The sequence below is a fragment of the Streptomyces sp. NPDC005576 genome (genome assembly GCF_042871745.1).
Lineage (GTDB): Bacteria > Actinomycetota > Actinomycetes > Streptomycetales > Streptomycetaceae > Streptomyces.
Genome location: NZ_JBIAJC010000001.1, coordinates 126,732 through 140,266 on the forward strand (window position 1 = coordinate 126,732; position 13,535 = coordinate 140,266).

Annotated in this window: 9 protein-coding genes; 5 read left to right on the forward strand and 4 right to left on the reverse strand. The window is 71.1% G+C overall.

Translation table 11 applies throughout. The features are described 5' to 3' along the window. Window positions 1-429: 429 nt before the first annotated feature. Window positions 430-3,702 (reverse strand): tetratricopeptide repeat protein, encoded by a 3,273-nt coding sequence (locus ACFYPN_RS00615; RefSeq protein WP_389296322.1) that lies wholly within the window; start codon window positions 3,700-3,702, stop codon window positions 430-432. A 179-nt stretch (window positions 3,703-3,881) separates the two neighbouring features. Here ACFYPN_RS00615 and ACFYPN_RS00620 point away from each other — a divergent pair, with 179 nt between their 5' ends. From ACFYPN_RS00620 to ACFYPN_RS00635, 4 genes are all read left to right on the forward strand, one after another. Next, entirely contained in the window at window positions 3,882-5,999 is a 2,118-nt protein-coding gene (locus ACFYPN_RS00620; protein WP_389296323.1) for a tetratricopeptide repeat protein, read from the forward strand. Between the two features lie 224 nt (window positions 6,000-6,223). Then, window positions 6,224-6,643, forward strand: coding sequence for a hypothetical protein (locus ACFYPN_RS00625; protein ID WP_389296324.1), 420 nt, complete (start codon window positions 6,224-6,226; stop codon window positions 6,641-6,643). Between the two features lie 376 nt (window positions 6,644-7,019). Next, window positions 7,020-8,273: a hypothetical protein gene (locus ACFYPN_RS00630; RefSeq protein WP_358758637.1), complete on the forward strand. Its 1,254-nt coding sequence runs from the start codon at window positions 7,020-7,022 to the stop codon at window positions 8,271-8,273. Continuing rightward, entirely contained in the window at window positions 8,270-8,755 is a 486-nt protein-coding gene (locus ACFYPN_RS00635; protein ID WP_358758639.1) for a hypothetical protein, read from the forward strand. The genes ACFYPN_RS00630 and ACFYPN_RS00635 overlap by 4 nt, the downstream gene beginning before the upstream one ends. Before the next feature lie 234 nt (window positions 8,756-8,989). Here ACFYPN_RS00635 and ACFYPN_RS00640 read toward each other — a convergent pair whose 3' ends face one another. Then, complete coding sequence (locus ACFYPN_RS00640) at window positions 8,990-9,469, reverse strand: GNAT family N-acetyltransferase (protein WP_358758641.1); 480 nt, start codon at window positions 9,467-9,469, stop codon at window positions 8,990-8,992. 213 nt (window positions 9,470-9,682) lie between these two features. On the opposite strand from ACFYPN_RS00640, the gene ACFYPN_RS00645 reads away from it, so the two are divergent. Then, window positions 9,683-11,794: a bifunctional glycosyltransferase 87/phosphatase PAP2 family protein gene (locus tag ACFYPN_RS00645; protein ID WP_389296325.1), complete on the forward strand. Its 2,112-nt coding sequence runs from the start codon at window positions 9,683-9,685 to the stop codon at window positions 11,792-11,794. A 114-nt stretch (window positions 11,795-11,908) separates the two neighbouring features. Here ACFYPN_RS00645 and ACFYPN_RS00650 read toward each other — a convergent pair whose 3' ends face one another. Next, complete coding sequence (locus ACFYPN_RS00650) at window positions 11,909-12,346, reverse strand: transglycosylase SLT domain-containing protein (RefSeq protein ID WP_358758644.1); 438 nt, start codon at window positions 12,344-12,346, stop codon at window positions 11,909-11,911. A 266-nt stretch (window positions 12,347-12,612) separates the two neighbouring features. Then, a complete protein-coding gene (locus tag ACFYPN_RS00655) occupies window positions 12,613-13,527 on the reverse strand; it encodes an ECF transporter S component (protein WP_389296326.1) in 915 nt (304 codons plus the stop codon). Window positions 13,528-13,535 lie beyond the last annotated feature (8 nt).

Below are 13,535 nucleotides of genomic sequence, written 5' to 3' on the forward strand. Positions count from 1 at the left end.
GTCGCACACGAGCGGGCTCGTCGGGCTCCGGGGGCGGATCGCGGCGGACCGGGCTCCGGCCGACCGCCGCTCACCTCCTGACAGGAATGGAAAGGCGCTCCGGATAAATCGGGGTGGGTCTACCGTCGACTCTTCCGTGCGTCCCGGTGGTGGCCGTCGGTTACGCTGCGGCCGGAACGGATGGCACGCTCCATATCATGATGCAGCCGTTTTTCGGATTCACACTCGGGGATGAAGCGGCGGCGACACCGGTCGTCATTCCTGTTGTCAAAACGGTCATCACGACGAGAGTGGTGGCCGTCAGGGTTTTGCGCACTCGTTGCATTCCTTCCGGGGGATGATGATCTTCGAGCCCGGAGGGTAGCAGACGGTTTTGGGTGGAGGCCAATTATCTGGCATATGCCAAATCGGGCCTATTCCTTGGTCGGCCTACCTGTCGCGTGGGGCGGAATGGTTCCCCGCACCACCGTTGGATCTGCGTTCGATTTCGATCATGCGACGACGGATTCTGTACGCGCCGACCGGGTCTCTGGTCCGGACCAATTCGGATGCCTGATGCAGTGCCGCGCGCGCTTCGTCAACGTCTCCCGCCGTGAGTCGCACCTCGGCCAGGAGTGTCCGCGCGGCGGTCTCCTCGTCCACGTCGTGCGTGCGGGCGGCGACTGCCGCCGCAGCTCGCAGCCGGTCCGTGGCGGCCGCCAGGTGGCCCGCGGCGAAGTCCGCGCGGCCGAGGCGACGCAGGGCCTGTGCCTCGTGGTGGGCTGCTCCTATGTCCTGGGCAATCGTCAGTGCCTCCAGGAGATGCCGACCGGATTCCTCGACGCTCCCCAGGTGCCAGTGCGCCTCTCCGATACCGAGCAGTGTTTCTGCCTGACTCTTCCGGTCGCCAAGCGAGCGAAATTCCGAGAGAGTCGCCCCGAATATGGCAAGTGCCTTGTCGGGCTCGCCCGAGCTCGTGAGGACCTCGGCCAGATTTCTGCGTACGGTCGCTCGGTCGTACCGGCTTCCGTCGACCTCAAGGAACGACAATGATTCCTCGAACGAGTTGCGGGCGGATGCCAGCCTGCCGGCCTGCATCTGTAATTCGCCCATGTTGTTGAGGGTCTGGCCGGAGGCGATTCTGTCGGACACGTTCCGGAAGCCCGACAGCGCGTCACGGAAGTGGGTGAGGGCCTGGCCGTGCTCTCCCAGGAAGAGCATGGCGACTGCAATGTTGTTCTGACTGCGCGCTTTTTCCCACACATCACCTGAAAGCGACGTGATGGCGAACGATTGCTGGAGCAGGCCGAGAGCCTTGCGATTCTCGCCGAGATGCCAGTTCAAGGTGCCGAGGACGCGTAGGGCCTCCGCCTCGAAGGGTTCGTCGCCCAGCGCACGCGTGAGCTCCAGTGCTCGCTCGCCCGCCGCCGCGGCCTCCGCGTACTCCCCGACGCTCGCGTCCGCCGCGCAGAGGTCGACCAGGGCCCGGCTGAGCGCCGACGGGTCGTTGTCCGCCCGGTCCCAGTGGGCGACCGCGTGCCCCAGGAGCTTTTTGGCATCCTGCCAGTGGCATTCCGACTGTAGAAAACCTGCCAGGATGCCGACGAGTCGGGCGGCGGACTCGGGGGCGCCGTTGTTCCGTGCGTGGTCTTCGACGGCGAGGAGGTTGGCGCGTTCCGCGACCAGCCAGGACCGTGCAGCGGCGGCGTCGCTCCAAGGCGGTGGAGACACCGGCGCCAGTGGCTGCGGCGAGGCAGGCCGGACGCGTCGGGGGTATGCCGTGCGATCCGCGAGATCGGCAGTCGCGGTGTAGAAGTCCGTGAGGCGGGCGAGTGCCTGGCAGCGTTCCGGCTCGCCGTCCTCCGCCAGGGAAAGACCGTAGGCGTACTCGCGCAGTAGGTCGTGGTAGCGATAGCGGTCCGGGACGGGCTCCCGGAGGAGGTGGCACGCCAGCAAGCCTTCGAGCAATCGTTCGATCGTATCCCGTGGAAGGCCCAGCAGGGCGGAGGCCGCGTCGGCGGTGAACTCGGGTCCGGGGTGCAGTCCGAGGCGGCGGAACGCGGTCCGCTGCTGCGCGGTGAGGGTCCGGTAGGAGAGGGCGAACGCCCGTGCCATCTCCTGTTCCTGGTCCGCGCTGTGGATTTCTGTCAGCCGCCCGGGAGCCCGCGCCAGACGCTCGGCGAGGACGCTCAGCGTCCAGGAGGTGCGGGCGCGGAACCTGTGGGCCACCAATTCGATCGCAAGGGGCAGATACCCGCACAAACGCACGATCCGTGCGGTCTCGGCGAGATCCCGGGTGCGCTCCTCTCCCGCGAAACGGCAGAAGAGCGAGACGGCGTCCTCCTCCGGCAGGGCGTCGAGCGGTACCGACAGCGCCTGAGGAATGCCGGTCAGATGCCGACGGCTGGCGATGATGGTCAGAGAGGGCGATCCGCTCGGCAGCAGCGGACCGACCTGTTCGGGTCCGGTGGCGTCGTCCAGGACGATGACCACCCGGCGCTCGGCCAGCATGGTCCGCCACAGGGCCGTGCGCCCCTCCAGCTCCGCCGGGATGGAGAACGCCGGCGCACCGAGCAGCCTCAGCAGCGTGGCGAGTGCCGCCCTCGCGGTCAGAGGTTCCTGGGTGGGGGAGTGCCCGTGCAGATCTATGTACAGCTGGCCATCCGGGTACATGTCGGCGAGCAGGTGGGCACTGGCGACGGCCAAAGCTGTCTTGCCGACCCCCGCCATGCCACTGACGGCTTCGACGGTCACGACCGAGCCGTCGGGCGCACCCCTCTCGGCGATCATCGAGGTGAGGGCCCGTAACTCCGAGCGGCGCCCGACGAGCGACGGCTGCAGGGGCAGGTTCCGGGGCGGCGGCGTGCCGGCCGGGGGCCCTGCGGTCCCGGTGGGCTCCGGCGGGTGCGCGGGTGGAGCGCCGACCACCGGGGCGGGGGAAAGGGACGTGCGCCTGCCGTCATCCCCGCGGGCCAGTTCGGCTGCCGGCACGCGTGCCAGTACTCCCTGGTGAATCAGGTTCAGCTCGGCGCCGGGGACGGCTCCGTACTCCGCCATCAATGACCGCCGGGCCTGCTGGTGCACCCGCAGCGCGTCCCCGTACCGTCCGCTGCCGTAGTAGGCGAGCATCAACTGCCCGATCAGCGTCTCATCACCGGGATGGCGCGCGACCAACGTGGAGAGTTCGGCGACCTGTTCGGCGAAGAGCCCGAGCCTCAGACCGGTCGCGATGCGCGACGAGGTGGCGTTCAGTCGGGATTCCGCGAGGGCCCGCCGAACGGTTGCCGCCCAGAATCCGGGCAGTCCCGCCAGTGCCTCGCCCTGCCACAGCTCCTCCGCCCGAGCCAGCAGCTCGACCGCCCTCGCGTCACTGTCGCTCGTGGACGCGGCCTCGACGAGCCTCTGGAAGCGTCGGCGGTCCACGGAGTCGCGCCCGGCGCGCAGGGTGTAGGTGTGCGCTTTCCCGGTGATGGTCGGGGCGTCCGGTCCCGCTCCGGGGGGCTGCAGCCGTTTGCGGAGACGCGACATGTAGGTGTGGGTGTTCTCGCGGGCGCGCTTCGGCGGGTCACCGTCCCAGAGGCGTTCCACCAGCTCGCTCAAGGCCACGGGACGTCCCGCCTCAAGAGCGAGCGCGGCCAGCAACAGCCGTTCCTTGTCCGATCCGAGCGTCAGCCAGTGCCCGTTCAGCCTCAGCCCCACCGGTCCGAGAATCTGTATTTCCACCAGCGCCCCCGCTGGTCCGTCGGATGGTTCATGAGCATGGCATCGGGCGGCGAGAACTGCCATACGGCGCAGCTGTCTTGGCGTGAACTGTTTCTTGCCCGATGGTCGTTCCCGGCCGCGCCTGGGTAGAACGCGAATGAGTTCGGACCATGGGCACATCGATTTCCGGGGGCGGATGGATGAATGATCGAATTGCGGCTGTGCAGGGACCTCACGGGAATGAGATCGGTGGCGGGGCGAGGCTGTACGGTCCCACTGTCCAGGCCCGTGAGGTGCATGGCGGCATACATGTCCACCCCGCGTCGGCGGCGCCCGTCCGGCCCGTCCGACCGCGCCAACTCCTGCCCGTTCCGGCGAACTTCACCGACAGAAAGAGTGACCTCGCAGCGCTGGACGATCTACGTGCTGCCGGATTGTCGATGATCGTCGTCAGCGGTCCGGCCGGAATCGGCAAGACGACCCTCGTGTCCAAATGGCTGCATTCGCTGAGCAGTGAATTTCCGGACGGACAGTTGTACGCGGATCTGCGAGGGCATGCGGCGGACGAGCCGGTGAGGCCTGCGGAGATTCTGGGCCAGTTCCTCCGGACTCTGGGGTCCGGGCCACCTCCCACGGACTCGGTCGAACTGGCCTCCCTGTGGCGGTCCCTCACGGCCGACCGGCGCATCGCGATCATGTTGGACAACTCGTTCACGGCCGCTCAGATAAGGCCGTTGCTGCTCGGCGGTCCGGGCGGCCTGGTGGTCGTCACGAGTCGCCGCAGACTGACCGGCCTGCGCATGCAGGGCGCGGGCTTCCATCAGCTGGAGGCGCTCGGCCCGGCCGCCGGTGTCGAACTGCTCACCCGGGGGATCGGAGCGGAACGCGTCGCGGAGGAACTTCCCTCGGCGCACCGCCTGGTGGCTCTCTGCGCGGGTCTTCCGCTCGCGGTCTGCCTGGCGTCCGCGCGGCTCGCGACACGGCCGAGACAGTCGGTCGGGGCGCTTGCGGACGCCCTGGCGCGGAATGCGGGCGGTGGCCGGCTGGCCGCGCTCGAAGTGGAAGGGGAGACTTCGGTGAGCAAGGCATTGGACGCGTCCTACGAGGTACTGAGCAGCGGGACCGCGCGCCTCTACCGGACGCTCGGCCTGCTCCCGGTGAGCACCTTCGACGCGATGATCGCCGCAGCCGCCTGCGGCGAGTCGCCGGAGTGGGCGGAGCGTCGGCTCGACGAGCTGGTCGAAGCGAATCTCGTGGAGGACGTCGGCCCGGACACCTTCCGCTTCCATGACCTTCTGCGGCTCCACGCGCACGACCGAGCCGTGGAGGACGACGCCGACGCCGCCCGCGAGGAGGCGCTGCGGCGATTCTGCGACTGGTGCCTCAGCACGGCAACGGCGGCTCAGGAGCTGCTGACACCGGTGCAGTTCACGCTCCCCAGGATCTATGCCCACCCGCCGCATCTTCCTCTGCCGTTCGCCGACGAGGTCGCGGCGCTCGGATGGCTGGACTCCCGGCGGACGCAACTCCTGGAGGCCGTGAGGCTTGCGGCGGGCAGCGGCTGGTACGACACCGCGTGGATGCTGGTGGACGCCCTGTGGCCCCTTTTCCTGCGGTTGCGCCACTACGCAGACTGGATCGAGGCCCACGAGATCGGGCTGAGGTCAGCCCGGCAGGCCGGGAACAGGACGGCCGAACGCCAGATGCTGAACTCCGGAGCCATCGGCCTGGGCGCCGCCGGGCGCATCGAGGAGGCCCTCGCCTGGTACGGGGACTCCCTCCTGGCCGCACGGGAAGCCGGTGACCTGCGGGACGAGGGCCAGGCGCTGCTGGGCCTCGGAGCATGCCACCGCGAGGCGGGGCGGTACGCCGATGCCGTGACCCACCTCGACCGCGCTGTCTCCGTATGGGAGGGCTGCGGGTACCCGAGGGGGGCGGCCCTCGCCCGCACCACGCTGGGTGAGATCGCACTCGCGACCGGAGCCACGGGAGAGGCGGTCGACTGCTTCGCCCGGGCCCATGCCGCACTGGTGGCGGTCGACGACCCCCACGACGCGGCGCGGGCTCTCGTGTTCCTGGGGCGCGCCCGCGTCCGGGCCGGTGACTATCAGGAGGGCACGGCGAGGATGAACGAGGCCCTGGCGGTCTTCACCGGCTCCGGAGCGGCCTTCTGGCAGGCGCGCACGCTGGAGATGCTGGGCGAGAGCGCGGCGGAGCACGGTTGCGGGAAGGCGGCGGAGGGCTTCCTCGCGCGAGCCCTTGCCCTGTTCGAGACCACGAGCCCCGCCGACGCGCGCCGGCTCCGCGGGGGAGGGTGATCCGGTCGGAGAGAGGAGTGATCCGGTTCCGGGAGGCGAGGCACCTCGCCGGGACATAGCACGTCCGGGACGGGCTCGCGGTGAACTCTTCGAATTCGCTGCGTCGTTCCATGCCGTCGACCTAGTGTCGAGTAGGCCGGGAGCTCCCCCGTGGCGACGGGGCGAACCTCGGCCGACGCGGCGCCGAAGGCCGTGGCTGCGGAACACCGACCCAGGGAGTGAGCATGGACCCGATCACGGTAGCGGCCCTCACGGCCCTGGCAAGCGGTGTCGGCGGCGACGCCGGCCGCCAGGCATGGCAAGGACTCGCCGCACTGGTGAGACGTCCGTTCCGGGGCAGCTCGACGGATGACGCGGGCGGTGTGACGTCGGGCATCAGCTCGGGCGAACCGGAGGTCGCCGAACTGGAGAATGACCCGGCGGACCCGCTGCGCGCCCAGGCGCTGGCGACAGCACTCGGCGTACGCGCCGCCCTGGACGGGGAGTTCCGCGCACTGCTCGAAGAATGGTGGCAGAGCGCGCAGAGCGGTTCGAGCGGCGAGGTCCGCAACAGCATCAGCGGGGGTACACAGAACGGCCCGGTGCTGCAGGGCCGGGATTTCTCGAGCCTCACCTTCAACACGTCTGAACGCAGGGAACGTTAGGGAGCGTCGACGATCACGCGGACACCGGACCGGCACGACCGGTACCACCGCGACCGGGTCGGCTTCGGCGGGACCACCGGGGCGCACGGCGCAGCTCCGCTGACCGTCCGCGCGTCGTGACCCGGGACGCCCGGCACCCTGGCCGGCGAGGAGCACCGTAGGCGCTGTCGGGTTCGCAGGTCCCAGGGCGGAACCGTCGCCGTGTGCCCCACCTGCCTGGACGCCGGCCCCCTCCACCCCGCTGCGAAACCTGCTCACCCGGCAGAGCCCTGCAAGGTTCTCGCAAGGCTCTGTCGAGTCTTCCGTCTCCCCCGCCGGGCATGTCGTCTGCGGAAGCAGTTCGTGGCAATCGAGGAGAAGCCAACAGGGGGACGCCATGCCGGCGTTGGACAAGACCGCGGCGAGCAGATTCGACACGGGCACCATCGAGGAAAGTGCCACCGGCTCACGGCAGTGGCTGACTCTGGTCGGCCGCAAGAGGGTCCTGGCGGTGGTTCACACAGTGACGTACGGGAAACGGCTGCTCGATGTCCTTTCCCTGCTGGAAGCCGACTTCCGGCTCCAGGTGGTCTTCACGGCGCCGCCCCACGACTTCGGCGACGACGTGGCTGCCTTTCTGGCGGGGCTCGGGAGCGTGGTGCTGCCGTGGGAACAGGTGGTCCGCATGACGTTCGACCTCGCCCTCGCCGCGGGGCCGCGCGGTGTGCAGCACATCGACGCACCGCTGATCACGTTGCCGCACGGGGCCAACTACCTGAAGAGAGTGACCGGGGGAGTGGACGCGGGGGTGGCAGGGCTACGCAGACAGGATCTGCTGCCCGGTGGGCGGCTGCCTGCCGCCGTGGGCGTACCCCACCACGCCGATCTGGGCGAGATGGGGCGCAGCTGCCCGGAGGCGCTCCCTCTGGCACGCGTGATCGGTGATCCCGTGCACGACCGGATCACCGCCAGCCTGCCTCTGCGCGCCGCGTACCGCCGCGCGCTCGGGCTGACCGAAGGGCAGAAACTCGTGGTCGCGGTCTCGACGTGGGGAGCGCATTCCTCCTTCGGCCGGTTCGACGCGCTGCTGCCGCGGTTGATCGGCGAACTCCCGGCGGCGCGCTACCGCACGGCACTGCTCGTCCACCCCAATGTGTGGGCCGGGCACGGCGCTTTCCAGGTCAGGTCGTGGCTGGCACGGTGCGTTCAGCTGGGCATCGGGATCGTGCCGCCCGAAGCGGACTGGCGCAGCGTCCTGATCGCTGCCGACTGGATCATCGGCGATCACGGCTCGGTCACTCTCTACGGAACGCTCACCGGGGCGCCGATCCTGCTCGCCGGTTCCTCGGCCCAGGAGATCAACCCCTCGTCGCCGGCCGCCACCCTCGCCGCCCACGCGCCGACACTCTCCCCCACTCACCCCCTCGTGGACCAACTCGACTACGTGGCACGGGAGCACCGGCACGAGGAGTATGCCGCGATCAGAGCGCGCATCACGTCGGAGCCCGGCCGGTTCAACCGGAATATGCGCAGGCTGATGTACGAGATCCTCGGGATGGGGCAGCCCGCGCACGAGCCGGCGACCGTCCCGCTGCCGGACCCCCTTCCGCTGACCGCACCGGCGCCGGGTCGCGGGGAGGTGTCGGCGTGAAGCGCTTCGTCGTGGTGGAGGCACCCGCCCTCCGGGACGTACTGCACGCCCGTTGCGCGAACGCCTCACTCAGCGTGCGGCTGAGCCCCGGGCACCGCGTCCGCAGCGCCTCGGTCATCGACGAGCACCTTGTCGTGGACGCGGACGGCTGCCGGGACGCCTCCCTGTGGGAGTGCGCGGACGTACTCCAGGGCAGCCGGGCGTATTCGATCCCCGGAGCACTGCGCCGATTGGCCGAAATGACCTCGGCCCACCCGGCTTGCGGGATCGCCGCGGTGCCCCTGTCCCCTGCCGGAGGCATACGCGGCTGGGCCCTGGCCGGCGGTTTTGACCGGTCCGTGGTCCTGGTGCCGCACGGCCTTCACCCGCCACATCGGGGCCCCGCAGATCCGTCGTTGCTGCCGTCGTGCGTGCACGCCTGGCTGGTGGAGGGGCGCTCGCTGCGGGAGTGGCCGTCCGCCCGGATCGCCCCGTCCGGCTGAGCCGCGCACGTCCCCGCCCCGCATGCCCCTGCCCCGCATGCCCCCGCCCCGCACGCCCCCGCCCCGCACGCCCCCGCCCCGCACGGGGACCGGACCGCCGACCCCGGGCCGGTCCCCCTGGGGGAGATGCCCGTGGGGATCCTCCGGTGACCGGATGCGGCCTGGCGCTGAGTGACGGGTGGCACGAGGTGCGGACGGTCCTCCCACGGTGCGAAGACGCGGCCCAGGGGAACCTCACAGCTCCTTGGCGAACCAGTGCTCGGCGTACGGTCCGCTGTTGAACGCCGGGACCTCCCGGAAGCCGTGCTTCGCGTACAGGCCCCTCGCCTCCACGAGATCGCTCCGGGTGTCGAGCCGGAGCACTCGCATCCCGGCCCCGCGCGCCAGGTCCTCGGCGGCGGCGACCAGCCGCCCGCCGCCCCCGGTGCCCCGGAAGGCGGGGCGTACGTAGACCCGGGTCAGATCGGCGGTCGCTGTCGCCGGGTCGAAAAACACTCCGACGCAGGCAGCCGCCTCCCCGTCGAAGCGGCCCACGACCAGCCCGCCGGTGGGCGGGGCGAGGCGGTCGGCGCCGTCGTCGGTGAGCCCCTCGTCGATCTCCGCCTCGGTCGCCGGCCGCTTCCAGTAGCGGCTGGCGACCTCGTCGTAGTAGTCCCGCAGCAGCCGCGCCGCGTCCGGGGCGTCGAAGCGCTCGGGGGTCAAAGTCCAGGTCATCCGCCCATCTGATCATCGTGCGGAGTGAGGAGGGAAATCGATTTCGCGGACGGCGCCGGGACGCGCGGGGGGCCGGTTGTCCCGCGGGACGGAGGTGACGGCGACGGCAATCTTTTGGGCAAAACGACATGACGGTCAGGCGAAGTGGGGGTTGATGGCGTCTACCTCCGGGGGCAATGCGAGGCTTCATGGGCACGACCCGTATCCACGGGAATGTGCGCGAAACGGCGGGAGGGTCGGCGCAGCGTGGCGAATGCGGAACACGGCGTGCGCGGGAGTGTGGCGACGGACACGGAGACGAGGGCCGGGACGGCCCGGATCGTGCTCTGGGTGATCGTCGCAGCACTGGCCGTGCGGCAGATGGCGGTGGTGCTCAGACAGCCGCCGGGTGAACGGCTGACCGATCTGGAGACCTGGACCGGGGAGAACGGCGTCCTGCGGGTCACGGGCTCGCTCTACGACACGGACCGGTTCACCGGGACACCGTTCGCGGGGCTGGTCCTGAAACCGCTCGGCGCGGCGGCGGAGGAGGCCCTGGGGATCGCCTGGACCACCGTCTCCCTGCTGCTCGTCGTCGCGCTCGGCATCGTCGTGGCGCGCGCGCTGCCCTCCCCGGTCGGGCGTCGCACCGCGCTCTTCGCGGCTCCGGCCGCCATCGCCCTGCTCATGGTGTCGCTGCCCGTGCGCAACGCCCTGCACCTCGGACAGACCAGCATCCTGCCGGTGCTGCTGGTCCTCGTCGGCCTGCTGGCGGTCCGCGACCACCGGGCCCAGGGCGTCCTGGTGGGGATCGCGGCGGCGCTCCAGCCGCCCGTCCTGCTCTTCGCGGTGCTGCTGTGGCTGACCGGGCGCCGACGCGCCGCCCTCACCGGTGGCGCCACTTTCGCCCTGCTCACCGCGGTCGCCTGGGCGGCGATGCCGCACGACTCCTGGACGTACTGGATCCACCACGTCGCGGGGGCCGGCCTCGGCGAGCGTCCGGACGGCCTCGCCAACCAGTCGCTGCACGGCGCCCTGCTCCGCCTCGGCCTCGAAGGCCCGCTGGAGATCACCGTCCTGCTGGTCCTGGCCGCCGCCGTCGCCGTGACCGGACTGCGCCGCGCCGCCCGGTACGCCCGGGACGGGCAGCTGCTCCTCGCCGTCTCGGTGACCGGCTGCGTGGCGGTCGTCGTCTCCCCGACCACCTGGCAGCACCAGCTGCTGTGGGTGCTCCTCGCGGTGGTGGGCCGGGTCGGGAAGCGGGCCTCGGACCGGCTGGTCTGGCCCGCCGTGGTCGTGCTCGTCCTCACCCTGCCCGGCACCATGCTGCTGCCGAACATGGCGGCGCTCCATCCGGTGCGCGACAACGTGGTGCTGCTCGCCGCGCTCGGCGCGGCCTGCGCCGTACCGTTCCTGCCGCGCACCTCGCCGTACTGGCTGGAGCCGGTCCCCACCGACTACGCGCGGCCGGTGCCGGCGCGCTGGAGCCGGGTGCCGCTGCTGCCGTTCTGGCGCCGGGTGCTGACCCGCCCCAACCTGCTGCTGGAACTCCTGCTCATCCGGGTCGTCTACTCCGCGTACGCCAAGGTGCGCCTGGCCGCCAGGGCGGGCCGCCCCACCGCCGAGGAGCACGGCCGGCAGGTGCACTCGCTGGAGCGGTGGCTGCACATCGACGTCGAGCACTGGTTCAACCACCAGGTCGCCGGGATCGGCTGGATGCGGGACTTCTTCGACTACTACTACTCGACGTTCCACTTCATCATCCCGCTGACGATCCTCGGCGTGCTCTACGTGCGCCGCCCGGCCGACTACCGCTGGGCCCGCTCCACGATCGGCTTCGCGACCCTCCTCGCCCTGGTCGGCTTCTGGCTCTACCCGCTGGCCCCGCCCCGGCTCATGCCGGGCCTCGGGTTCATCGACACGGTGCACGGCGTCCAGGACTTCTCCCAGCCCGACTACGGGACGCTGACCTCGGTCACCAACCAGTACGCGGCCATGCCGTCGCTGCACTTCGGCTGGTCCCTCTGGTGCGGGCTGATGATCCTGATGCTCGCCCCGAAGGCATGGATGAAGCCGCTGGGGCTGCTCCACCCGCTCTTCACCATCTGCGCCATCGTGGGCACCGGCAACCACTGGGTCCTCGACGCGGCCGGCGGCGCGTTCGTCGTCTCACTCGGCTTCCTGCTGACCCACGTCCTGGCGGGCCCGCGCAGACTGCTGAGGCCGGAGGGCGACGGCACGCCCGTGGCGGGGAGCGCCGAGCCACCACCGGCGGACGCCCGCCCCCTGGCGGGCAGCGTGGGAGGTACCGCGGCGAGTGCGGGCGCGGGCACTGCCCGCGAGTGACGGACCGGACGGGGACACGACGAAGCCCGGGCCGGGACCTCGGTCAAGAGGTCCCGGCCCGGGCTTCGTCACGCTGGTGCCGGGTGCGGCACCAGAGCCGCTGGGCAGGCCGGCTCAGTACCAGCTGTTGGCCTGCCAGAAGTCCCAGGCGCCGCACGGGCTGCCGTAGCGCTCGTTCATGTAGTTGAGGCCCCACTTGATCTGCGTGGCGGGGTTGGTCTGCCAGTCGGAACCGGCGGAGGCCATCTTGGAGGCGGGCAGGGCCTGGACCAGGCCGTACGCGCCGGAGGAAGCGTTGGTGGCGCTCGGGTTCCAGCCGCTCTCGTGCGAGACGATGTTGCTGAAGCACTGGAACTGGGCGCTGTCACCGATCATCTGCTGCGCCGTGGCCTGCGCGGAGGACGCGGCGGTCGTCGCGGCGGGCGTGGCGGCGGACGCCGTACCGGCGCCGAGGGCCAGGCCACTGCCGCCGAGGAGTACGGCGGCGCCGGCGAGGACGGTCTTGCGGCCTGCGATGCGGGGCTGGGCGAGGAAACGACTGGCGAACGACACGAAGAAACCTAACGTCGGGGGCAGGTGGCGTCGCGTCCGGTTCCGTGATGACCCGGGTCTCCCCACCGGGGCCCTGGTGACCTGATGTCGGCCGACCGGGCCACCGAGGTGTTCGGCGACGAGATCCATGGTTAGCCCCGCCGTCCGGCGAAGGCAATGACCGCCGTCGGGCCGGCGTACGGCCCGCACTCGGACTCCGGGCCCTAGGTCCCGAACCCGGACATACGGGAGTCCGGCCAGGTCGGAGGGGTCGTGCGGGGGGCGGCTCAGACCCCGGCTTCGCTACTATCCGGCTTCGGGGAGGACCAAGTACCTGTGGGTGTCCTCACTCCGCCGGGACCCTCGAATGTGACCTGCGCCTCGAAGGAGGCGCGCCGCGTCGCGCGTCGGAGCGCCCGCAGGAGCACCGGCCCCACGGAGAGCGTCAGCACCACGGTCAGCGCCGCCCGGCCCAGGTCCCAGCCGAGCGAGGTGGTCAGGCAGTACGCCAGGAAGCGGACCAGGTTCTCGTGCACCGGGTCGCCCGCCACGAAGGAGACGCCCGAGCCGAGACCGGGCACGATCGTCCAGCCGTAGAGGTTCATCACCGTGCCGTAGAGCAACGACGCCAGCGCGCCGTACGCCGCGAGCAGGGCGGTCTCCGCCCGGCCGCGCAGCCGCTCCGGCCCCGGTAGGAGACCCGCGCCCATGGTGAACCAGGCCATCGAGAGCATCTGGAACGGCATCCAGGGCCCCACCCCGCCGGTGAGCAGCGCCGACGCGAACATCGTCACGGCGCCCAGCACGAAGCCGAAGCCCGGCCCGAGCACCCGCCCGCTGAGCACCATCAGGAAGAACATCGGTTCCAGCCCCGCCGTCCCCGCGCCCAGCGGGCGCAGGGCCGCACCGACCGCCGCGAGCACCCCGAGCATCGCGACCGCCTTCGCGTCCAGCCCGGCGTCCGCGATCGTCGCCACGGCGACCGCCACCAGCAGCGGCAGCAGCGCGCCGAACAGCCAGGGCGCGTCCGCAGCGTGGGCGGTGCCGAACGCGGGCCCGGCCAGCAGCGGCCAGCCGAAGGCCGCCACCCCCACCGCGCTCACCAGTACCAGCGTCACGACCGAACGCGGCCCCAGCCGGACCGGGCGGACCCGCCGCCCCTCCGGGAGACGCCGCTCGCCGGCCACGCGTCCGTCCCTCACACGTCCGA